The 22,021-nt window shown below is 61.0% G+C and carries 23 protein-coding genes; 18 read left to right on the top strand and 5 right to left on the bottom strand.

The genetic code is table 11. From position 1 onward, the window contains the following. Positions 1-236: 236 nt before the first annotated feature. The 13 genes from IVB24_RS30915 to IVB24_RS30975 are packed head-to-tail and all read left to right on the top strand — an operon-like array spanning position 237 to position 14,236. Complete coding sequence (locus tag IVB24_RS30915; RefSeq protein WP_247774204.1) at positions 237-2,534, top strand: FdhF/YdeP family oxidoreductase; 2,298 nt, start codon at positions 237-239, stop codon at positions 2,532-2,534. A 27-nt stretch (positions 2,535-2,561) separates the two neighbouring features. Continuing rightward, positions 2,562-3,215, top strand: coding sequence for a cytochrome c3 family protein (locus tag IVB24_RS30920; protein WP_247770242.1), 654 nt, complete (start codon positions 2,562-2,564; stop codon positions 3,213-3,215). Next, complete coding sequence (locus IVB24_RS30925) at positions 3,203-6,058, top strand: 4Fe-4S dicluster domain-containing protein (protein WP_247770243.1); 2,856 nt, start codon at positions 3,203-3,205, stop codon at positions 6,056-6,058. Before IVB24_RS30920 ends, IVB24_RS30925 begins: the two co-directional genes overlap by 13 nt. Then, complete coding sequence (gene nrfD, locus IVB24_RS30930; protein ID WP_247770244.1) at positions 6,055-7,422, top strand: NrfD/PsrC family molybdoenzyme membrane anchor subunit; 1,368 nt, start codon at positions 6,055-6,057, stop codon at positions 7,420-7,422. Before IVB24_RS30925 ends, nrfD begins: the two co-directional genes overlap by 4 nt. Next, positions 7,419-7,937 carry a DUF3341 domain-containing protein gene (locus IVB24_RS30935; RefSeq protein WP_247770245.1) on the top strand — a complete coding sequence of 173 codons (519 nt, stop codon included), beginning with the start codon at positions 7,419-7,421 and terminating at the stop codon, positions 7,935-7,937. The genes nrfD and IVB24_RS30935 overlap by 4 nt, the downstream gene beginning before the upstream one ends. Next, a complete protein-coding gene (locus tag IVB24_RS30940; RefSeq protein ID WP_247770246.1) occupies positions 7,934-8,464 on the top strand; it encodes a cytochrome c in 531 nt (176 codons plus the stop codon). Before IVB24_RS30935 ends, IVB24_RS30940 begins: the two co-directional genes overlap by 4 nt. Beyond that, on the top strand, positions 8,461-9,531 hold the full coding sequence (locus IVB24_RS30945) for a hypothetical protein (RefSeq protein WP_247770247.1): 1,071 nt from the start codon (positions 8,461-8,463) through the stop codon (positions 9,529-9,531). The genes IVB24_RS30940 and IVB24_RS30945 overlap by 4 nt, the downstream gene beginning before the upstream one ends. Then, entirely contained in the window at positions 9,521-9,925 is a 405-nt protein-coding gene (locus IVB24_RS30950; RefSeq protein WP_247770248.1) for a hypothetical protein, read from the top strand. Before IVB24_RS30945 ends, IVB24_RS30950 begins: the two co-directional genes overlap by 11 nt. Next, on the top strand, positions 9,922-10,695 hold the full coding sequence (locus IVB24_RS30955) for an SCO family protein (RefSeq protein WP_247770249.1): 774 nt from the start codon (positions 9,922-9,924) through the stop codon (positions 10,693-10,695). The genes IVB24_RS30950 and IVB24_RS30955 overlap by 4 nt, the downstream gene beginning before the upstream one ends. Next, on the top strand, positions 10,692-11,624 hold the full coding sequence (gene coxB / locus IVB24_RS30960; protein WP_247770250.1) for a cytochrome c oxidase subunit II: 933 nt from the start codon (positions 10,692-10,694) through the stop codon (positions 11,622-11,624). The genes IVB24_RS30955 and coxB overlap by 4 nt, the downstream gene beginning before the upstream one ends. A gap of 1 nt (position 11,625) precedes the next feature. Then, on the top strand, positions 11,626-13,299 hold the full coding sequence (locus IVB24_RS30965) for a cbb3-type cytochrome c oxidase subunit I (protein ID WP_247770251.1): 1,674 nt from the start codon (positions 11,626-11,628) through the stop codon (positions 13,297-13,299). Further along, the gene (locus tag IVB24_RS30970) at positions 13,296-13,940 is read left to right on the top strand and encodes a cytochrome c oxidase subunit 3 family protein (protein ID WP_247770252.1); all 645 of its coding nucleotides are present in this window, start codon (positions 13,296-13,298) and stop codon (positions 13,938-13,940) included. The genes IVB24_RS30965 and IVB24_RS30970 overlap by 4 nt, the downstream gene beginning before the upstream one ends. Before the next feature lie 53 nt (positions 13,941-13,993). After that, positions 13,994-14,236: a cytochrome C oxidase subunit IV family protein gene (locus tag IVB24_RS30975; RefSeq protein WP_247770253.1), complete on the top strand. Its 243-nt coding sequence runs from the start codon at positions 13,994-13,996 to the stop codon at positions 14,234-14,236. Between the two features lie 204 nt (positions 14,237-14,440). Here IVB24_RS30975 and IVB24_RS30980 read toward each other — a convergent pair whose 3' ends face one another. Then, positions 14,441-15,154: a PRC-barrel domain-containing protein gene (locus tag IVB24_RS30980; RefSeq protein ID WP_247770254.1), complete on the bottom strand. Its 714-nt coding sequence runs from the start codon at positions 15,152-15,154 to the stop codon at positions 14,441-14,443. 723 nt (positions 15,155-15,877) lie between these two features. On the opposite strand from IVB24_RS30980, the gene IVB24_RS30985 reads away from it, so the two are divergent. Together IVB24_RS30985 and cax are read left to right on the top strand one after the other, a co-directional pair. Continuing rightward, complete coding sequence (locus IVB24_RS30985; RefSeq protein WP_247774205.1) at positions 15,878-16,327, top strand: Crp/Fnr family transcriptional regulator; 450 nt, start codon at positions 15,878-15,880, stop codon at positions 16,325-16,327. A gap of 243 nt (positions 16,328-16,570) precedes the next feature. After that, the gene (gene cax / locus IVB24_RS30990) at positions 16,571-17,686 is read left to right on the top strand and encodes a calcium/proton exchanger (protein ID WP_247770255.1); all 1,116 of its coding nucleotides are present in this window, start codon (positions 16,571-16,573) and stop codon (positions 17,684-17,686) included. A gap of 178 nt (positions 17,687-17,864) precedes the next feature. Here the strand turns inward: cax and IVB24_RS30995 are convergent, their stop codons facing one another. Further along, entirely contained in the window at positions 17,865-18,038 is a 174-nt protein-coding gene (locus IVB24_RS30995) for a DUF1328 domain-containing protein (RefSeq protein ID WP_247770256.1), read from the bottom strand. A gap of 293 nt (positions 18,039-18,331) precedes the next feature. On the opposite strand from IVB24_RS30995, the gene IVB24_RS31000 reads away from it, so the two are divergent. Then, a complete protein-coding gene (locus tag IVB24_RS31000; RefSeq protein WP_247770257.1) occupies positions 18,332-18,706 on the top strand; it encodes a hypothetical protein in 375 nt (124 codons plus the stop codon). Between the two features lie 211 nt (positions 18,707-18,917). Here IVB24_RS31000 and IVB24_RS31005 read toward each other — a convergent pair whose 3' ends face one another. Next, complete coding sequence (locus IVB24_RS31005; RefSeq protein ID WP_247770258.1) at positions 18,918-19,058, bottom strand: hypothetical protein; 141 nt, start codon at positions 19,056-19,058, stop codon at positions 18,918-18,920. A 525-nt stretch (positions 19,059-19,583) separates the two neighbouring features. On the opposite strand from IVB24_RS31005, the gene IVB24_RS40255 reads away from it, so the two are divergent. Together IVB24_RS40255 and IVB24_RS31015 are read left to right on the top strand one after the other, a co-directional pair. After that, complete coding sequence (locus tag IVB24_RS40255; protein ID WP_346771381.1) at positions 19,584-19,733, top strand: BA14K family protein; 150 nt, start codon at positions 19,584-19,586, stop codon at positions 19,731-19,733. A gap of 68 nt (positions 19,734-19,801) precedes the next feature. Further along, positions 19,802-20,548, top strand: a complete 747-nt coding sequence (locus tag IVB24_RS31015; RefSeq protein WP_247770260.1) for a PRC-barrel domain-containing protein — start codon at positions 19,802-19,804, stop codon at positions 20,546-20,548. Between the two features lie 148 nt (positions 20,549-20,696). Here the strand turns inward: IVB24_RS31015 and IVB24_RS40095 are convergent, their stop codons facing one another. Further along, positions 20,697-20,831, bottom strand: coding sequence for a hypothetical protein (locus tag IVB24_RS40095; RefSeq protein ID WP_256471530.1), 135 nt, complete (start codon positions 20,829-20,831; stop codon positions 20,697-20,699). 91 nt (positions 20,832-20,922) lie between these two features. Continuing rightward, on the bottom strand, positions 20,923-21,807 hold the full coding sequence (locus tag IVB24_RS31020; protein ID WP_247770261.1) for a YihY/virulence factor BrkB family protein: 885 nt from the start codon (positions 21,805-21,807) through the stop codon (positions 20,923-20,925). Between the last annotated feature and the right edge of the window lie 214 nt (positions 21,808-22,021).

Raw genomic sequence — 22,021 nt, forward strand, 5'->3', positions numbered from 1 at the left:
ACCTCTTCCGGAGGGCCGAGTTCCAGCTTGAGATTTCTTTGTACGGCAGCGCGCAAATTATCGTGCCCGCGGAGACGCAGAGGCTCGCTTCCGCTCCAGAGTATTGAGCACTTTGCGTTTTTCGCTCGACGGTCGCTATGCTTCCTCCGATTTCAAAAGCTCGGACCGAGGAACCCGCCTCGCCAACATACGTTGCCGAGGCACAGGCTGGCCGGTTCCCGAAGAGAAGTAAGATCATGACGCGAGCACGCGAAGCTGGTGACGAGACCCCCGAGAAGACGGTGGAATACGACGGTCCAGCTGGCGGATGGGGGTCGCTCAAAGGAATAGCCCGAATCTTCGGCAAGGAGTGGGACTCGCCGGGGGCCTTGAATACGCTCCGTCGTCAGAACAAGCCGAAAGGCTTTATGTGCGTTTCCTGCTCGTGGGCCAAGCCGGCCGATTATCACGCCTTCGAGTTCTGCGAGAATGGCGCCAAGGCTACTCTTTGGGAGCTGACCACGCGTCGGTGCAAGCCGGATTTCTTCGCCAAGCATACACTGACTGAGCTGCGCTCATGGAGCGACTACGATCTCGAACAACAGGGCCGCCTGACCGAACCACTGCGCTATGACGGTGCTACTGACCGTTATGTGCCATGCAGCTGGGACGAAGCATTTCAAGCGATCGGCGTGCAGCTGACGGCACTCGATCCGAAATCCGTAATTTTCTATTCGTCCGGGCGGGCGAGCCTCGAGACATCGTACCTGTACGCGCTGTTCGCGCGGGTCTACGGCAACAACAATCTGCCTGACAGTTCCAACATGTGCCACGAGACGACGTCCGTCGCACTCAAGAAGCTGATCGGCGCGGGCGTAGGCACTGTGGTCTTCGACGATCTCAGCAACTGTGACGCGATGTTCTTTTTTGGTCAGAATACCGGGTCGAACAGTCCGCGGTTTTTGCATCCGTTGCAGGACGCAGCCAGGCGCGGCGTCCAGATCATCACCTTCAATCCAGTCCGCGAGAAAGGCCTCGAAACTTTCGTCAATCCACAGAATCCGACGGAGATGCTGACCGGCAAGGCGACTCAGATCAGCAGTCAGTATCACCAGGTGAAGGCCGGCGGCGACATTGCCGTCATCATGGGAATTTGCAAGCACGTCTTCGCCGCGGACGACGCCGCCAAACAGCAGGGCAAGAGAGTTCTCGACGCCCCCTTCATCGAACAGCACACCCACGGCTTCGAAGCGTTCGAGGCCAAGGTCCGGGCAACGGACTGGAGCGCGATCGAGACCGCATCCGGTCTTAGCCGGTCGGCCATCGAAGGCGCAGCTCAAGTCTATGTCGAGGCTGATCGCGTGATCGGGATCTACGGCATGGGCCTGACCCAGCACGTGCACGGTTTCGAGAACGTGGCGATGCTGGTGAACATGCTGCTCCTGAAGGGCAACATCGGACGAGATGGCACCGGCATCTCGCCCGTGCGTGGACACTCGAACGTCCAGGGCCAGCGCACCGTCGGCATCTCAGAGAAGCCTGAATTGGTCCCTCTCGACAAATACGCCAAGCAGTTCGGGTTCGAGCCGCCACGCGACAAGGGCATGAACACCGTCGAGACCTGCGAAGGTGTTATCGCCGGCAAGGTCAAGGCGTTCATCGGGCTGGGCGGTAATTTCGTCCGTGCTATTCCCGAGCGATCGAAGATGGAAGAAGCCTGGCGCGGACTGGAGTTGACGGTCCAGATTGCCACCAAACTCAACCGCAGTCACCTCGTGCACGGCAAGGCCGCCTATCTATTGCCGTGCCTCGGCCGAACCGAGGAAGACGTCCAGGCAAGCGGGCAGCAGGCCGTCAGCATGGAGGATACTTTCAGCTGTATCCAGGGCTCGATCGGGTTGCGCAAGCCGGCAAGCGAACACCTGAAATCGGAGGTGGCGATCGTCGCAGGTCTCGCCAAGGCGACCCTGCCCACGAACCCGAAGCTGAAATGGGACGAATGGGTTGGCAACTACGATCTCATTCGCAACGAGATCGCGGAGACCTACCCGGACCAATTCCACGCTTTCAATGAACGGATGTTCACGCCCGGCGGCTTTTATCGCGGCAACTCCGCGCGCGAGCGGATCTGGAAGACGGAAACCCGCAAGGCGGAATTCACTTCTCCGGAGACTCTCAGCTCCACCGGCTTCGCGGACGCCCCCGGCCGATTCCGGCTGCTCACGATGCGCAGCAATGACCAATTCAATACCACGATCTACGGCTACAGCGATCGCCTGCGGGGGATCGAGGGCACACGGGATGTGCTGCTGATGAACCCCGAAGAGATTGCACGCGCCGGACTCCAGGATGGCCAGATGGTCTATCTCGTCAGCGACGCAGAAGACGGCATCGAGCGTGAGGTCGGGCCACTTAAGGTAACTCCGTTCAAGCTGCCGGATGGATGCCTTGGAGCCTACTATCCGGAAATGAATCCCCTGATCCCGCTGTCGCACCACGACATCCATTCAAAGACGCCGGCCGCAAAGTCGGTACCGGTCCGAATCCGCCCGTGATTAAGGCGTGCGGCAGGGGGTCGATGAATGCAGCTTTTTCGTCCCGGCGCGAACACGATTGCGACGGTGGTGATCGCAGCGATTGGAGCGATGCCGGTGCTTGCGGTGGGACTGTCATATGAGGTGATGCGATCCCCTTACGTCACCAACCAGAACATCACGCGGAACCAGCCGGTGCCGTTTAGTCACGAGCATCACGTTTCCGGTCTCGGCCTGGACTGCCGCTATTGCCACACCTCGGTGGAGAAGGCGCGCTTCGCCGGCATCCCGCCGACCGAGACCTGCATGACCTGCCATTCGCAGATATGGACCAATGCGCAGATGCTGGCGCCGGTGCGCGAGAGTCTTGCCAAGAACCACCCGATTGCGTGGGAGCGCGTCCACCAGCTTCCCGACTACGTCTACTTCGATCATTCCGTCCATGTTGCCAAAGGCGTCGGATGCACCACCTGTCACGGCGACGTGGGAGGGATGCGGCTGATGCGCCAGGCCGCGCCGCTGACGATGCAATGGTGTCTCGATTGTCACCGCGCTCCTGAACGTTACCTGCGTCCACGCGAAGCGGTTTTCGATCCAACCTGGCAGACCCCGAAGAACCAGGCCGAGGTCGGGCCCAAGCTTGCCGCAGGCTATCACATCAACACGGGTCATTTGACGGACTGCACCATATGCCACCGCTGAAGGAATTGCCGACGCGGCCAAATCCTGCCGGGCGCAGCAAGCTTAATCGCCGTCAGGCGCTCAGCTTGCTGGCGACCGGCATGGCGGGTGGGCTCGCGGCTTGCAGCAAACCCGACGAGCAGATCCTGCCCTATGTCAGGATGCCGGAGCGCATCGTTCCCGGGGAACCGCTGAAATTCGCGACGACACTTCCGTTGGCGGGGATCGGTCGCGGCGTGGTCGTGACTTCAATTGACGGCAGGCCGATCAAAGTGGAAGGCAACCCGCGTCATCCGGGCAGCCTGGGTGCCACCGACGTTTTCGCTGAAGCAGCCGTTCTTTCGCTGTATGATCCCGACCGCTCGCGCACGATCCTGCACGATGGCGCGATTGCGCCGCGCGAAGCGTTGAACCGCGCGCTGGTGACCGAACTCTCCGATATCCGCAGCAGCCAGGGTAGAGGCCTGCGCTTGTTGACCGGGCGAACCACCTCCCCGACTCTGCTGCGTCAGATCGATGGCCTGCTTCAAGAGTTTCCGGCCGCTTCGTGGCACGCCTACGATCCAACGGACGACGATAACGCGCATGAAGGTGGGCAGCTCGCTTATGGCCAGCCTGTGCGCAGCATTGCCGATTTCGCAAAGGCCCGGGTGATCGTCGCGCTCGATGCCGATCCGCTCGGGCATGGCCCCGATCAGATACGGATTGGCCGCGGTTACGCAATCGGCCGCGGCGAACCGAAGGCCTTCTCGCGTCTCTATTGTATTGAGAGCGCACTCACACTCACCGGAGCAAAGGCGGACGAACGTCTGGCGCTTCGTCCCGAGGCGATCGAGCGGTTCGCGGCGAGCCTCGCGCGGGAGCTCGGCGCGAGTGCAAGCGCCAGCGAACTTGCCGAGCGCGAGCGTCTGCTGCTTCGGAAGATCACGGCCGACTTGAACTCCCACAAGGGCGAGGCGCTCGTCATCGCGGGCCCGGCAATGTCCAGGGTAGTCCACGCATTGGTGCATTGGATCAATGCCCAGCTCGATGCGCCCGTTCGGCTCATCGATCCCATTGATCGCACGCCATCGGGCAAGCGGGCGGGAACGCTTGAACAGCTCGCTGGCGATCTGGATTCCGGCCGCGTGGGTCAGCTCGTCATGATCGGCGTCAATCCCGCTTATGACGCACCATCCGATTTGCACTTCGGGGCCCGCGCACAGAAAGCGGCCTTTCGCCTTCATATGGGCGAGTACGCGGACGAAACCGCGGCTATCGGCAACTGGCATGTCCCGCAAAGCCACTCGCTCGAAAAATGGTCGGATCTGCGGGCTGGCGACGGGACGGCCAGCATCGTCCAGCCTCTGATCAAACCGCTGTACGAGAGCTTCAGCGAGCACGAGCTTCTCGCCTGGCTGAGCGGCGCAGAAGACGCGGGCGCTTACGAATTGGTGCGGCAGACCTGGAGGACCGCGGCCGCTGCGGATTTCGAGGCATGGTGGCAGCGCGTGCTGCACGACGGGATCATTGCAGGAAGCGGCGCCACTGCTGTTTCCCTCGCTGCTCCGCTCGTGCCGCCACTCGCGGACTCCGAACCTCACGACGAGCGCGATGACCAGATCAGCCTGGTTCTGCGCCCCGATCCTTGCCTGTGGGATGGCTCATATGCCAACAACGCCTGGCTCCAGGAGTGTCCAAAACCGCTAAGCAAGCAGGTCTGGGGCAATGCGCTCGCGCTGCATCCGGGTGAGGCAACCCGCCTCGGTCTCACGTCCGGGGACGTCGTCACGGTTGCCGCGAACGGCAGATCGATCGAGGTGCCCGTGCTGACTGAACCCGGGATTGCCATGGGCGTCGGCGCGCTCACGCTCGGCGGGGGGCGGCAAAAGGCCGGCGCGATCGGCAACGGCGTCGGCGCCGGTGCCTACACGATCCGGACCTCCGACAACAGTTGGCGCCTTCCGCATGTTGCGATCAGGCGAACAGGGCGCCGCGAGCCGATTCTCACGACGCAGAACGTCGTTCGCACGCCAGAGGACGTCCGCGAACTCTATCCGCAATATCGGCTCGGGCAATCCCTGCCGTCGGCGGCCATCCCCCATCCTCCAAGCCTGATGCCACCAGTTGTGAAGTCTGGCGACGGCCATGCCTGGGCGATGGTTATCGACACATCGGTTTGTATCGGTTGCAATGCCTGCGTGCTCTCTTGCCAGGCCGAGAACAACATTCCCGTGGTGGGGCCCGAGCAGGTGGCCATGGGACGCGACATGCACTGGCTGCGCGTCGATGCCTATGATCATGGCGCGCCGAACACCCCCCAACTCGGCTTTCAGCCCGTGCCGTGCATGCACTGCGAACACGCGCCGTGCGAGCCTGTCTGCCCTGTCGCCGCATCCGTCCATGACAGCGAAGGACTGAACGCGCAGGTCTACAATCGCTGTATCGGCACCCGCTTCTGCGAAGCGAACTGCCCTTACAAGGTGCGCCGCTTCAACTTCTTCGGTTATGCTGACGGCGAGGAATACGCCAATCTCGGCGCGGAGTCCTATCGCGGCCAAAAGAATCCCGAGGTGACCGTCCGCGCCCGCGGCGTCATGGAAAAATGCACGTACTGTGTCCAGCGCATCAGCGGCGCACGCCGCGCCTCGGAACGTCAGGGCCGGCCGCTCGGTCCAGACGAGGTGCAGACAGCCTGCCAGAACGCATGCCCGACCCGTGCCATCAGCTTCGGTGACCTGAACCAGGCTGACGCAGAGATCAACCACAGGAAAGCCGACCCACGCCACTATGCCTTGCTCGGCCACCTCGGCACACGGCCGCGCACCACCTATCTTGCCGATGTGCGCAATCCCGCACCTTCGGAGCCGGAGAGGCGGACATGAGCGAAGTTCTCCTTCCCCAGCATCCCCCGGCGCACCGCTGGATCTCGGCCGCGCGGGCAGGAGACGCCGCAGTTACTCAGGCCGTGGCAGATCCGCTCTTCACCGGGTTCGGCAAAATATGGTGGCTGGCGCTGCTTATCGCCCTGCCGTTCGTGCTCTGGCTGTTCGTTGCGATCGCCTGGTTGTTCTACCAGGGCATCGGCATCTGGGGCATCAACTCCACCGTCGTATGGGGAGTCGCGATCGCCAACTATGTCTGGTGGATCGGAATCGGCAATGCCGGCACGCTGATTTCGGCGATGCTGCTGTTGACCCGGCAAAGATGGCGCGCCTCGATCAACCGCTTCGCGGAAGCCATGACGCTGTTTGCGGTTGCGATCGCCGGGCTGATGCCCATCGTTCACCTCGGTCGACCGATCTACGCCTATTGGCTCGCGCCATATCCGAACACCATGGCACTTTGGCCGCAATGGCGCAGCGCCCTGGTGTGGGACTTCTGGGCCATCGTCAGCTACCTGCTGTTCTCACTTCTGTTCTGGTACGTCAGCCTGATCCCCGACCTTGCGACCATGCGCGACCGCACGCCCCACCGTGCCGGCCAACTGCTCTACGGGGCATTTGCGCTGGGATGGCGCGGCTCGTCGCGCGAGTGGTCGCGTTTGCGGACACTGCATACCACGATGGCCGCCCTCGGCGTGCCTCTGGTCTGCTCGGTGCACTCGATCGTCGGTCTCGACTTCGCGGCGAGCCTGATGCCCGGTTGGCAGGAGAGCATCTTCCCACCTTATTTCGTCGTGGGCGCGATGTATTCTGGCTTTGCCATGGTGGTGGTGCTGGCGGCCGCGATCAGCTGGGGTCTCAGCCTTCAGGCGATCATCACTCACCGCCACTTCGAGGTGATGGCCCGCGTCCTGCTGATGGCCTCCATCGTCATGTTCTATTCTTATGCGACGGAGTGGTTCCTGGGCTGGTACGGCGGTGAGCATGCCGAGCGTGAGGTGATTCGCTTCGAGTTCACTGGAACCTACGCGCCGCTGTACTGGGCCTTGCTGGCCTGCAACTGCCTCATCCCGCAGTTGCTATGGTGGCCCTTCGCGCGACGGTCGCTGTTCATTCTGATTCCTGTAGCCATCGCGATCAACATAGGCATGTGGCTCGAGCGCATCCTCATCGTCTGGAACACGCTTTCGCACGCTTACATGCCGTCCCTGTGGCGGACGTTTCACTTCACGTTCTGGGACTGGAGCTTTCTCGTCGCGCCGCTCGGCTTTTTCGCCTTCCTGTTCCTGGTCTTCGTGAGGCTGGTCCCGAGCATATCAATGTTCGACGTGCGCGAGCTCGCTCATCAGGAGGCTGCGGCATGACCGTCAAGCTTGTGGCGGAATTCCTCGACGGTGAGGCGCTGAAGGCGGCCCCGCAGCGCGTGCATACCGCCGGACACGCCGCCCTCGAAGCATTCGCGCCGTATCCGATCGAAGCGCTCGCCGAACAGCTTGCGCAGGGCCGATCGGCAATTCGAGGTGTGATGCTCGCCGGCGGGCTCGGAACTGCAGCATTCGCCTTCGCACTGCAATGGTACAGCGCCGTGATCGATTATCCCATCAACAGCGGCGGCCGGCCACTGAACTCCTGGCAGGTGTTCCTGCTGGTGCCATTTGAGGTTGGTGTCTTCGCGGCCGCGCTCGCCGGCGTCATTGCCTTTCTTTGGTCGTGCCGCCTGCCTCGTCTGCACGATGCAATGTTCGAGGTTCCGGGCTTCGAACGCGCAACGCAGGATCGGTACTTCCTGCTGGCCGCTTCTGACGGCGACCCGAACCAGCTGAGGACGGTCCTCCGCGACGCCGGCGCGGTCGCGGTCACGGAGCTGCGCACGCCATGACCGCCCGCGCGCTGTCAGTGCTGTTGTTGCTGTCGTTGGCGCTGGCCGGCTGTGGCGATCATTCCATGTCTCAGCAGAATCGCTACGGGACGTTCTCGAAGGCTGCGCTGTTCAAGGATGGCACCGAAGCACAGCCCTTACCACAAGGGGTCGTTGCACAGGGTGATCTCGACCGTTTGCAGCAGATCTCCAAGCCACCGGCGGTCGACATGGCGCTGCTGTCCCGCGGCCGCGAGCGCTACGACATCTATTGCTCCCCGTGTCACGGGTTCACTGGTCACGGCGATGGCATGATCGTGCAGCGTGGCTTTCCCGCGCCGCCCTCCTACCATTCCGCGCGCCTCCGCTCGGCCGATGCTCAGCACTTCTTCGACGTGATCACCCATGGCTACGGTGCGATGTATTCCTACGCCGCGCGCGTCGAGCCGCGCGACCGCTGGGCCATCGTCGCCTATATCCGCGCGCTGCAGCAGTCGCAACGAACCGACGTGGCCGACGTGCCCGAGTTGAGGAGCAAGCTGCCGTGATCGCTGCGCTTCGTAACCAGACGCTGAGTGCATTCGCCTCGCCGCACGCGGCGGCGGGTCTCGCGCTGGTGTCGCTCACGGCTGCCCTGGTGCTCATGGCTGGCAGGCTCGGTCCTCATCCGAGCCTGCTGCAGGGCTGGCTGCTTGCATTTGCAATATGGAGCTGCGCCCCGGTCGGCAGCGTGACGTTGCTGCTCATCCACCGTCTGACGGGCGGCCGTTGGGGCGTTGTCGCCGGAGCCATATTGCGACCCCTCGCCGCGACGATGCCTCTTGTCGCCATCGCCTTCGTCCCCGTTCTTGCCGGGCTGACTTACATCTACCCCTGGGCCGCGGATGCCAGCCAGATCAAGCCCGACATCGCGCGCTGGTACCTCGACCAGCCATGGTTCGTCCTGCGCGCCGTGATCGCACTGATCGGATGGTCCGTGCTCGGAGTCACCTTCGCACTCGGACTCGGCGGGCGGCTATTGGCGGCGCTCGGACTTGCGTTCTACGGCTTCACCATCAGCATGGTCGCGGTCGATTGGTTCCTCTCCCTTGAACCGCATTACGTCTCCACCGCCTTCGGCTCCATGATCGCAATACAGCAGCTGCTCGCCGCGCTTGCCGTTGTCGCCGTGCTTGCAACGACCAATTTCGAACGTAGAGCGCTGAGCGATATCGCCAGCCTTTTGATCGCAACCGTGCTCGGCGTCGTCTACCTCGAATACATGACATATGTGGTGGCTTGGTACGGCGATCTACCTGAGAAGGCTGAGTGGTTCCTCAGGCGCAGCAAAGATGCATGGGTCGGCGTCCTGCTCGTGACATTCGTCGCCGGAGCCGTGCTTCCATTCTCGATGTTGCTGTTCGAGGGCCTGCGCCGCAGCCGTTCAGGCTTGCGCATCGTCGGCCTGTTGCTGCTCTTCGGCACTGTCATGCACTTCGTTTGGCTGATGATGCCGGCATTTTCCGCGCAAGCTCCTGCAGCTCTCACGGCCCTGGGCACTCTCCTCACCTTGACGATAGCTTCTGTCCTCTTTGGACAGGGCATCGCATCCGTGGAGGTGCACCATGCCGAATGAGGAAATGGGCAGCCGTGCATTCCCACAACCCGCCGGCATTCACAACCGCGCCGTTCTCATGGTCGTCGTTGGCTTCCTGCTCTTCGTGGGTGCCGCGATTGCGGGAATGCTACTGTTCCTGAATGCGCAAGCGCCGGGCGCATTCACCCCGCGCGCAGAGCGCCGGTTTCCCTCGCCCGAGCTCCAAACCTCTCCGGAGGCCGACCTGATCCGGCTCGAGGCCATGCAGCGCACCAGGCTCACCGCTTATGCCTGGGTCGATCGCGACCACAACATCGCCAGCATCCCAATCGACGAGGCGATGCAGCTCGTCGCCGGTCGCGGCTATCAAGCTTATGACGCCCTCCAACCTGCGCCCGCCCCGCCGTCCGGTGCAAGTGGAGGCAATCCATGAGGCGGGCCATCGTTCTCTTGGCGCTTGCGCTCTGGCCGGGGCTCGCGCATGCCGGTTTGACCGAGCAGCAGATTGGGCGTGTCGGCTTCGATCCTCTTCAGGACGCGCGCGTCCCGCTATCCCTGAAGTTTAGGGCGATCGGCGGTGACACCGTCACCCTGCGCGATGCGATCGATGGACGTCCCACCCTGCTCCTTCCAGCGGACTTTACCTGTAAGCAGATTTGCGGGCCGGCGCTGACCATCGCAAGCGCGGCGCTGCAGCAGACCGGACTTGTCGCAGGACGCGACTACAGCCTCGTCGTTGTCGGCATCGATCCACGCGACACCATTGACGACGCCCGCCGCTTTACCCAAGGCCAGATCGGCGGCGCGGGAACATCGGTCCTGACGGGATCGCAGCAGGCCCTTGCCGCGCTGCTCGGTGCAATCGGCTACCGTACCGAAATCGACGGCAAGCACGACGCAATTGCGCATCCGGCAGCCTTCGTCACGCTCGCGCCGGACGGACGGGTCGTCCGTGGACTGTCGAGCCTCGCGCTGCAGCCCGGTGACCTTCGCCTCGCTCTGTTGGAAGCCGGTGACGGTCGGATCGGCGGACTTTCCGGCCGCGTCGCGCTGCTCTGCTACGGATTTGACCCGGTGCACGGCATCTACACCCGCAGGATCACCACAGTCCTGCAGATTTTCGGGGCCTCGACGGTCGCGATCATGGCCGCCCTCGTTGGATTTATGCTGGTCCGCAGCAGGCGTCGCGGAGCGTCGGCATGAACTCGCTATTCAGGCTGCCGGAAGCGAGTACGCACGCCGTCACGGTGGATCACATCTTCTATCTTCTGCTCGTCCTTTCCGGGGCGACCGTGGTTCTCGTCTTCGGCCTCATCCTGCTCTTTGCCGTTCGATATCGGCGGGGATCGCCCGCCAAGCGCGGCCCAATGCCTGAGATTCTCAGCCGCGAGTTCGAAATCGGCTGGACGGTCGCGACATTGCTGACCTTCGCGTTCCTGTTCTGGTGGGCATCGTCTGCAGACCTCAGCAGCCTTGCCGCGCCATCGGCCGCACTGGAAATTCACGTCGTCGCCAAGCAGTGGATGTGGAAGACGCAGCATCCGAACGGCGCGCGTGAGATCAATGAGCTGCACGTGCCGCTGGATCGGCCGGTCCACCTCTTCATGCGCTCGCAAGATGTGATTCATTCCTTCTTCGTTCCCGCGTTCCGGGTCAAGAAAGACGTGCTGCCCGGACGGGACACCGATCTCTGGTTCCAGGCGAGCAAAACCGGCACCTTTCCACTGCTCTGCGCTGAATATTGCGGCACCAACCATTCCATGATGCGCGGCAAGATCGTCGTCATGCGGCAGGATGACTATGCCAAATGGCTGGTCCAGCAGCCGGAGGGCGACGACCTTGCCCATGAGGGCGCCAGGCTGTTCGTATCGCAGGGATGCTCAGGCTGCCACGCTGGCTCCTCGAACGTCCAGGCGCCGCGCCTGGCGGGTCTCTACGGCCGCGCGGTGCAGCTGGCAGATGGACGCACCGTTTCCGCGGACGATGCCTACATCCGAGATTCGATCCTGCAGCCGAAGCGCGACGTCGTGGCCGGCTTCGAGCCGATCATGCCGAGCTTCAAAGGGCTGCTCGACGACGGAGAGATCCAGAGCCTGACGGCCTATATCCGCTCGCTCAGGGAGGAGCAGTAAAATGACTGACGCCCTGCTCGCCGGAGAGCTGCCGTTGCCGCCGCGCCCCGATTATCTGCGCCACGGCTCGACGATCTGGTCCTGGCTCGCCACGACCGACCACAAGCGCATTGCAATCCTCTACGCGGTCACCATTACGTTCTTCTTTTTTCTGGGAGGCGCCGCAATCACGGCTGTCCGGCTCGAACTGTTCCAACCGAACGGATGGCTGTTGACGTCGGACACTTACAACAAGCTGTTCTCGTTCCACGGGATCATCATGGTCTGGTTCTTCCTGGTCCCGTCGATCCCGAATACGTTCGGCAATTTTCTGCTGCCGCTGATGATCGGGGCTCCCGATGTCGCCTTTCCGCGCCTCAATCTCTTCAGCTGGTATTTGACCATCGCTGCCGGCGCTTTCACCGTTTATGCCCTTGTCGCCGGTGGCGTCGACACCGGCTGGACGTTCTACACGCCCTACTCGTCGATGTTCTCCAACACCCATGTTTTCGCGGCGGCGGCCGGCGTGTTCGTCGTCGGATTTGCCAGCATCGCCACGGGAGTGAACTTCATCGCGACCACCCACATGCTTCGTGCTCCCGGGATGACCTGGTTCCGGCTGCCGCTGTTTGTCTGGGCAATCTACGCAACGTCGCTCATCATGGTGCTCGCCACGCCGGTGCTCGCCATCTCGCTCCTGCTCGTGATTGCGGAGCGCGTCCTGGGTCTGCCGATTTTCGATCCAGCTCGCGGCGGCGATCCGATCCTGTTCCAGCACCTGTTCTGGTTCTACTCGCACCCGGCCGTCTACATCATGGTCCTACCCGCCATGGGCGTCGTGTCCGAAATCATCCCTTGCTTCGCGCGGCGGCGCATTTTCGGATACGATTTCATGGTCTATGCCATGCTTGCGATTGCGGGCGTCGGGTTCTTCGTCTGGGGCCACCACATGTTCGTCTCCGGACAGTCGGCCCTGGCCAGCCTCGTGTTCTCCTTCCTGTCCTTCATCATCGCCGTGCCGTCGGCAATCAAAGTTTTCAACTGGACCGCTTCGCTGTATCGCGGTCAGATCAGCTTCGAATCGCCGATGCTGTACGCGCTCGGATTCGTCGGCCTGTTTACGACCGGCGGGCTCTCCGGGCTGTTCCTCGCCTCGATCCCGGTGGATATCCATGTCACCGACACCTACTTCGTCGTCGCCCACTTCCACTACATCATGGTGGGCGGCTCGGTATCCGCCTTCTTTGCCGGGCTCCACTTCTGGTGGCCCAAGGTAACGGGCAAGCTCTACCCGGAGGGCTGGGCAAAGTTCGCGGCCATCCTGATGTATGCCGGGTTCAACATGACATTCCTGCCGCAATTCTTCGCAGGCTATCTCGGCTTGCCGCGCCGGTATCATACCTATCCGGCGGAGTTTCAGATCTACAACGTCATGTCGTCTGCCGGCGCAGCGGTACTGGCCATCGCCTATTTGTTGCCTCTGGGATATCTCACCTGGTCCCTGTTCTATGGCGGAAACGCCGCGAAGAACCCTTGGAGGGCGACGGGCCTGGAGTGGACCACGGGTTCTCCGCCTCCGCCGAAGAATTTTGACAGGCAGCCCCGCGTAGATCGCGGGCCCTATGACTACCACGCCGAAGGCATGTCGGCCGGAACCGATCCTCCCGAAATGCAAAGCGCAAGAGAAACGCGATGAGCAACGAAAGTGCACTGCTGAGAGAACCCTGGTTGGATTTCGGCCGGCAGCGCGAGGCCGGCAAGTTCGGCATCTGGGTCTTCCTTGCCAGCGAGACTCTGTTCTTTGGGGCGCTGATGCTGACGTACACGGTTGGTCGAATCGAGCATCCGGAGGCGTTCGCTGCAGCCGGGAGGGAGACAAATATCTGGTACGGCACGATCAATACCGCCGTGCTGTTGACCAGCAGCCTCACCATGGCGATGGCTGCGCAGGCATCCGAAGCGTCTGCGCGTCTGCGACGGCTTGTCCTCGCGTGCCTGATGCTCACTGCGATGCTCGGGCTCGCGTTCATCGTCATCAAGGGCTTCGAGTACAAGGAAGACATTGACAAGCAGCTTGTGCCAGGAGCCGGGTTTGCATTGTCTCAGCCCGGAGCGCAGCTGTTTTACGGCTTTTATTGGCTGGTCACAGGCGTGCACGCGATCCACCTTTCGATCGGCATTGCGCTCGTCAGCCGTTTGTTCTGGGTGCTGCTCCGGCGCAAACTTCCTGCGAAGGACAATCCGGAGATCGAGGTCACAGCCCTCTACTGGCATCTGGTCGATATCGTATGGATCTTCCTGTATCCGCTGATCTATTTGCCGGGACGCGCCTCATGAGCAGGCAGGGTGAGTCGGGTGATGTTGTGCGCCGACTATGGATGAGGAACCTCTTGATCTGGGCCGCGCTTCTCGCACTCCTCGTGCTCAGCCTGGTCGCCGCGTATATCCCCATGGGCCGAATGACGACAGCAAGCGGCATCATCATTGCAACTGCGAAGTCGGCCCTCGTCGTCCTGCTCTTCATGGGGCTCGCCTCAGCGAAGCCGTTGATCCGGATCGCGGCGATCTCGGGGCTTGTTTTCCTGATCGCGATGTTCGCATTAACCTTCGCTGATGTTCTCGCTCGCAGTTAACGCACGGCAGCCCCGTTTTCTGGCACCTCTTGCCGCCTCGCACGCATTGGCGCGCGCTGATGCAGCCACGTTCGAACGCCAGCTTGGGAGAGGAGACCGTTCGCTGCGCTCAAAGACGTGACTGCATCAGTTCGCTCGTGAAGCCCAAGCTCCTCTGATGGGGAGGACGCGCCGCCGGAGACCATCAGGCGGACGTTGGGTTGCTCACGAGTTCCGAAACTCCTTCATGTCGAGCCGCAGACCGGCTTTGTTTGCTTGCTCTGCTGTGACGTAAGGCAGACCATAATAGCTTAGCTTCGGGCTCCATCGCCCCGTTTGGCCCGGATAAGGGAAGGCGTAGGTCCCTCCGCCAGCGGACGCCTCGCGGGATATCACGACGGCCGCGAGCTTTCCCCCGCTGTCGAAAACAAGGTCGGAAACATAGCCATAGCCTTGGCCTGCCTGCAGCCGCGCATAGTCTCCAATGACCTTGGAGACCGAAAATTCGTGCGGCTCTGTGTGCGCCTGACCAGGGTCAACAAAGAGGCCGTATTCTCGCGACCTCAAATCGGAAAAGTCGGCCACGATCGCTCCTTCGTGAAGCGGACGAAGCACCCGGTTGAAGGGAATTCGGGAGATGAACTCCGGCTCACCCTTCGTTCTGAAGCCTTCGACGAGCAAAGAAGCAATCTGTCCGTCGTCCGCCAAGATCACGTTCCGGACGGCTCCCAGATACTCACCTTTCAGCGAGAACACCGCGCTCCCAAGCAGTCGCGAAGCACGGTATCCATCATAAACCGTATTGGCGAACTGCTGGGACTGCGCGGACGGCTCTGTCGTAGCCTGCATCGCCGTCTCTGCCCATGCGGAACCCAACAGAACGGAGGTTGAGATTGTACCTATAACCATTGCGATGCTAATCTTGCTCTTTACGCCCATTCAGTGCTCCTGCGATCCGTCGTGCCAGTATCATTGAACGTATAATCGTTTCCGATGCTCGAAGTTCTGGCCGGCCGTCAAGAGAATGGTCCGCTGCCGTGCCATGGAAACGTGCAGTGACCAAATCAGATAATCGCCCTCTGGAAACGCACCACAGATCCACGCGTGCACATCCAGGCGACGCTTTTACATACCTCGGCCGAGCTACTTCGGTCGTTGCTCGCATCAGAGGCAAGCTCGCGATCCCGGCCGCGAGTCCAGGTCAGGTTTCTCCTGACGAATCTTCACCTTCAGCCCGACTGTGACAAGGCCGGCGCACGCCCCACATCTTGGTAAATCGCCATTCCGTAGAGACGTAAAATGTTGAGCGACGATCTCAAAAACGTGTTGCTGACGCGCGGTCCGACGTCATCTCTCGAACCGTCTCGAGAGCGCGATCAAACGCCGCACGCGCACCGCGCAACGAACGATCTGGTGCGTCGCCTTCCACGGTCATCACGCAGCCGGCTAGTCGAACTCTGCGACGAAGTAACGCTGCGACCGAGACAAATGCTGCAGGAACGTAATCTGCTGATGCAACATGCCTATTTTCTCGAAAATGGCGCAGCCTCGCTGACCGCCAGAGCCGGAGACTGCCTCCCGGTCGAGATACAAACTGTGGGAGCGAAGGATTTCATCGGCATCCCCCTGGTCCTTGGCATGCGCGTCTCCCCTCACCGTTGCATGGTTCAGGTTCCTGGAAGAGCCTTGCGCATCGAGGCCGATGCTTTGATCGAGCTGGTGAGGGGGGATGTCGAGGTCCAGAAACTGTTGCTGCGGTACGTCCAGGCCACCCTGATCCAAAGCTCGCAGCTGGCTGCATGTAACTCGCGTCACAGCTTGCAGCAACGATTGGCTCGGTGGCTGCTCATTGTAGAGGATAAGTTGTTCTCCCGCGAAATCCCGCTCACGCATCGATGCATGGCGCAGGCCCTTGGAGTTCGGCGTGCAGGTATCACATCGACAATGGGCGAAATGGAAGCGCGAGGCATCATCCAGCGAGGCCGCGCTCAGGTCGAGATTCTGGATCAGTCGCAACTCGAGCAATTGTCCTGCGATTGCTACCGCGTGATCTTATCCGCACATGAGAACTCTCTCAATGCGGCCAGTGGTCGACCAACAAGCAATTCGTGATTGATGGAGCAAAAGAATGAGGGCTTGCGCTTCGCGATGCGCTCGCCTTGTCCGGCTGCGTACCGAGTTCAGACCGGCGCAGCGAACCCTTGGTGTCTTACCTCGTTTGTCATCGCAAGCTGCCCGGGCGAGGAGCCTCGTGGGTGCAGAAGCCACCCTCCGCCGGCGGCGGAATGGCTCGAATCTGCACTGCTAAAATCGACGTAGCGAGCCTTGCGGGATAGCCAGGAGCCAGTTGCCAGCTTGCCGAATTCCAACGTCTCCAAAGCAACAACTATCTTTGGGCAGTACGGTACCATCGCGCGCGTTGCGCCGCTGGTGTTCGTTCTGCTCACCCCGATGGGCGAGTACGTTTTTCACTTTACACCGATCTGGATCTTTGGGTCCGGCGTTCTCGCAATAGCTGTACTCGCTGAATGGATTCGCGTAGCAACCGACCAGCTCTCCTCCCACACCGGTCCTGCCATAGGCGGTCTCCTGACCGTCAGTCTTGGAAGCTTGGCCGAACTCATTCTTGCGCTATTTGTACTCGCGCGCGGCCATGTCGAGGTGGTCCATGCCCAGATCACCGGGTCCATAGCGGCGACCTGCTTGCTGGGGCTGGGTCTGGCCATCGTCGCCGGCGGGTTCAATCGCGAGCGCCAGAGCTTCACCCAAGCGCGCGCTGGGTTGTTGTCGAGCATGCTCATTCTGTCGGTGATCGCTCTCATTCTGCCCGCAGTGTTCGACTACACGGGTCGCAGCATCCGTCACGTCAATAACGTGAATGCCTCCGACGAACTGCTTAGCCTGGCTGTGTCCGTGGTATTGCTAATTCTCTACTCCGCAAATCTTGTCTTCACCCTCATCACTCACCGGAATATCTTCGCTACCAATGAGGAGACTTCGGCTAGATCGACGTGGTCGGCAACCACATGTTTGATCATGTTATTGGCATGCACCGGCGCGGCAGCCCTTCAGAGCGAATTTGTCTCCGGCGCTCTGACCGAAGCGGCCAAATCAACCGGTGTGACACCACTCTTTCTTGGCGTCGTCGTGCTTGCTCTTGTGGGCACCAGCTCGGACATCTTTGCGGCCGTTTGGTTCGCTCGGCGCGACATGATGGGACTTGTGATGACGCTCTGCATTGGATCCGCCATTCAGATTGCGCTAGTTGTTGCTCCGCTTCTCGTCATTTTCTCGTGGGTGTTCGGGCAGCCGATGACCCTTGTCTTCCAAAATCCCGTCGACCTGTTTTCGATCGCTGGCACTGCGTTCATCGTGAATACCATCACGAGAGACGCTGAGACCACTTGGTTCGAGGGTGTGATGCTCATTGGAGTTTACGTCGTGTTGGCCCTTGCATACTTCTTTTCTTGAAGTGCAGCAGCAGACGAGCTCAACAGCGGCAATCGTTCGAGCTCCAAGGTCGTTGTGTGTTGACAAATCGGACGCGCCGCCGGCCATCGCCCCGGCGCGTCTCCAAGATCGTAGTGGGACCACCTTTCGGGGCAGACCCTTGAGGCTGCCGGACGTGCCGAGCGCTCGTTGATCAGCATTAAAGAATCACCTCCCCCGCAACGAAGGCGAGGAGCACGAACACCAGAAAAATCGCAACAGCCGCGAAAAATAGCCACTTGGCGATAGTGGATGCACCGGCGGCGATGCCGCTGAACCCGAGCAATCCAGCTTCGATCGATATCACAAAGAAGATCAACGCCCATTTCAGCATGCCAAGCTCCTACGGCCCTATTTGCAGTTGAGGTATGCACAAGTCTGGAATGCCACCCACTTCGACGGCACTCTCGGACTTGCCTAGGGGCAATCGTTCTGGGCATTCGGCGTTCCGATCAGAACGTTTCATGTCCGACAGAAGGTCGGCGCGCTCGCGTACGCGCTGCGTCAGACGCCAGGCGAACTGGAATGTTTGTTCACGACCAGACAGTCATCCGGGTCTCGACATCTTTTCTGATCAGTGAACGCGAATTATCTTCGACTTAGCTTCAATGAGCGAGGCAATCCCAAATGCCGTTTCGGTCTGATTGCGCTCTTCCTTGGCTGGCCTTCGCCACCGCACTCCTGCTCGGCCACCCGACCCCCGCGGCCGCGCTCGAATGCCCCGTTTACCATCCGAGCGGCACCGACGCCGCGATCAAGGAAACTAGAGTACAAACGGAGAGCTTCCAAGCCATGCTTGCAGCGCGCGGCGATCGCGCAACACACAGCATCGTCAGCAGCGTGCGCATGGCTCATCCGAATGCGTCGGCAGCACAGATCACCAATTTTGTATTGACCCTCTACTGCCCGCTGGTCCGGAACAACGCAGCTTTGCCCGAGGATCAGAAGCGAGCGCGCCTCAAGTCTTTTTCGGCTGAACTCATGATGCAAGTCTCGCGGTAGCGTTGCTGCCGCAACGCTACCGGATTCTATCTCGGCAATCCCGGACCAACGACGTACGGGTCCTGTAGCGAGCCGTGCACAATGACATGGCGGCACAGGCTCTCAACCACGTCGCGAATTGGAATCGGCTTTTCAACAACGTACCGGGCAAACCGGCTGGGTATGACTTCGCGGCTGTATCCCCTGTAAATCAGAAAGGGGATGCTTCTTTTCAAAAGAAGATCTGAGAATTCAAACGACGACCGCCCTTGCAGGTCGACGTCGAGAAGTGCGGCGTCGATAGCTTGGCAAATGGGCCAATTGGTTCATGACCGCTGCGCCGGATCTCGATCGCGATATCGTCGGCGATCAAATATTCGTCTTCGATTATGGCTATTCGCATCGGGGCTCCAAAGACCTTGCGGCAGGCCTGCGAGATCTTGGCTTATCGTATCGATGACGCCGCGTTGATCAACCCGGAGCCGGATCGCAGAGCGCACAAGTTGGTCCGCTGCCGCACGGGGCCAGCAGTGCTCTGACGAGAGCGTTGCTCCTCCTGCAGGACGGAGGTCCCGGCGGAGGTACACATATGTACCAACTGTCTCTGCAACGTCACCGCAACTCGCGCATTTCCTCCAGGTAATGAAAAAGAGGAGATGAGTTTAGGAAAACAAGCAGATGGCACGTCGCGGTGGCCGTATTGGCGCTCGCGATTCCGGTCGGAACTACAGCGCACGCCGCACCGATATTGGCGACGAGCGGGATGGCCGGGAATGACGCAAGCCTGGTGGAAGTTCAATGGAGGCATGACCGCCACCATGCTTGGCATCGTCATCACCGGCGTGACGGCTACCGGCAACGCTATAGCCGCGGCTGGGGTCCAGCGTTAGGCGGCTTCGTGGCAGGTGCGGCGATTGGAAGCGCCGTCGCCAATAGCCGGCCTCAAGCTGCCGAGAACAACGCCTACTGCTCCCAGCGATCCAAGTCGTACGACCCGAGCTCCGGGACTTACATGGGCTACGACGGCATACGGCACCCATGTCCCTGACCAGTACGGCGTCCCGCCGGCGTTAGCAACACCATCATCTTTTGAACTCGAGCAAAGGAGATCCATACATGAAAGCGACCTCAGTCTTGGCGGCGGCAGCTCTTGTCGGCGCAACATCGCTTGCGACGGCACAAAGCGTTCCGCAAGCTACCGGTCCGGACCATAGCACCGTGCAGAACTCGAGCCGGAATCAATCGGCCGACCAGCGCGCTGAAAATGGTACGGCAAACAAGGGGAGCAACAAGGACGCGGTCCAGTCCGACGCTAGTCAGGCAAGCATTCGGCAGCAGATGGTCAACGACCTGCAACAGGCAGGTTTTACCGACGTCAAAGTACGGCCGCAGTCGTTCTTCGTGGAGGCCAAAGATCGGTCAGGAAATCCGGTTTCGATGTTCGTTGGTCCGAATACTTTCGCCGAGGTGAAAACGGTCGGCGCTAACGCGCAGAAGGCTACTTCGAATACAAACTCGTCCAGCAACAGCGCTAACGCAGCTTCGGATCGCCCGGGCGGCGCCTTCACGTCGGTGCCGCCGAAGGACGGCCTGAGCTCGCAGTTGATGGGTCTGCAGGTGTACAACAACGCCAAACAGGACATTGGCACGATCAAGGACGTCGCACTAAACGAGAACGGCATCGACGGCTATATCCTCTCGGTGGGAGGGTTCCTTGGCATTGGCGACCACTACGTTGCAGTGCGGCCTTCGGCAATCAATCTGAAGTTCGATCATGCGGCCAAGAAGTGGAGCGCGACCATGGACACGACGGCAGACCAATTGAAGTCGGCGCCCGAATTCAAGTACCCCAACAACGGATAATCTTCTGAGGCGGAGCGGTTCGGCGGGACCGCTCCAGCCTCCCGGCTGTTGGCTCCCGGTCCGATTCGGTCATACGGCTCAAATATGCTCGCCCGCGCTGAAAAACTGTTAGCCGACCTTGGCGAGACATTCTGGCTGGTGCCTATGCTCATAGTGCTTCGCAAGCTGCGAGCGCGATGCCACCCGGCTCTCGGCGCTCTCCCAGCACGCCGACCTCGTCCTTGCGGACACTTGTCGCCTGATTGCCGCTCGCAGCGACAGAGAGGATGTCGAACGCCGGCATCAGCTGTTTGCTCTGATGGTCCGGGCAGGTCCAATGGGTCGGTTCACCGAACAGGTTTTGCCTCAGCTGGGCGACGATGATCCGCCAAGGGCTATCGCTGAGACAGCCGCCTTCCGATCTCGGCGTTGAGTTCGGCGCCCGCCAGGATGGAATAGGCCGCGACCCAGAGCCAAGTCATCAACACGGCAACTGCGCCGAGCGATCCGTAGGTCTTTTGATAGGCGGCGAACGCGCTCACATACGTTGAGAATGCGTATGAACCCGCAATCAAACCAGTCGTTGCCAGGAGCCCGCCGGACGAAGCAAGGTCCCATCTCGGCTCTGACCTGTTGGGTGCGTAGCGATAGAGCAGAGCTACGATGGCGATGATCATGCACACGAGCAGCGGCCAACGTATCAACATTGCCGCCACCTGCCAGCCGGCGGGAATCGGCAGGTAGCTGAGCAGGAGAGGAATCACCGCAATCAGGATCATGGCGCCGCCAGCAAGGACGATTAACGCCAAGGTCAGAGACAGAGCGACAGCATTGAAGAGGACGATCCCCCTCTCCTCCGGGACCGCGTAAGTTACGTTCAGAGCAGTCATGAGCGTGCCGGTCGCGTACCGCGCACTCCAAAGCGAAATCCCGACACTCACCAGCAGTCCGACGCCGAAAGGCGGACGCGAGCCTTGCTCGAGCGCCTTCAGCCGCTCTGAAATGAGTGCGGTCGCCTCACCCGGCAAGATGACCTGAAGCGCATTGAGTTGTCGCACGATCTCATTGGTGTCGGCGACGAGTCCGTAGAGTGACACCAGCGCGGCTACGGCGGGGAAGATCGAGAGAAAGGAGTAGAAGGCAACGGCGGCGGATAGGACCGAAATATTATGATCGCCTAGCCTGACCCAAACGGCCGTTGCGACGGAGACGAACCTGCGCACAGGGCCGGAGCTAACGGTGCTCACCCCGTCGACATTGCGGCTTGCATTTTCGCTCACGTTGATCCCTAGCCAGCCTTCAGGACACCAAAACCCTGGACTAAGGCTGACGTTCCCGTGGGGATAATCAAGAGATGAATTCTGAGGGTCGCCTGAGTCCACTGCTTTCTGAGCCAAGGGCTCACCCTGGTCCGGAAGCGTACCCGCAAATGCAGGAACCAAAGCGGCGGATGCACCTTGGCTCTTGAGCAACGCACAAACACGTGACGAGTAA

The organism is Bradyrhizobium sp. 192, assembly GCF_023100965.1.
Lineage (GTDB): Bacteria > Pseudomonadota > Alphaproteobacteria > Rhizobiales > Xanthobacteraceae > Bradyrhizobium > Bradyrhizobium symbiodeficiens.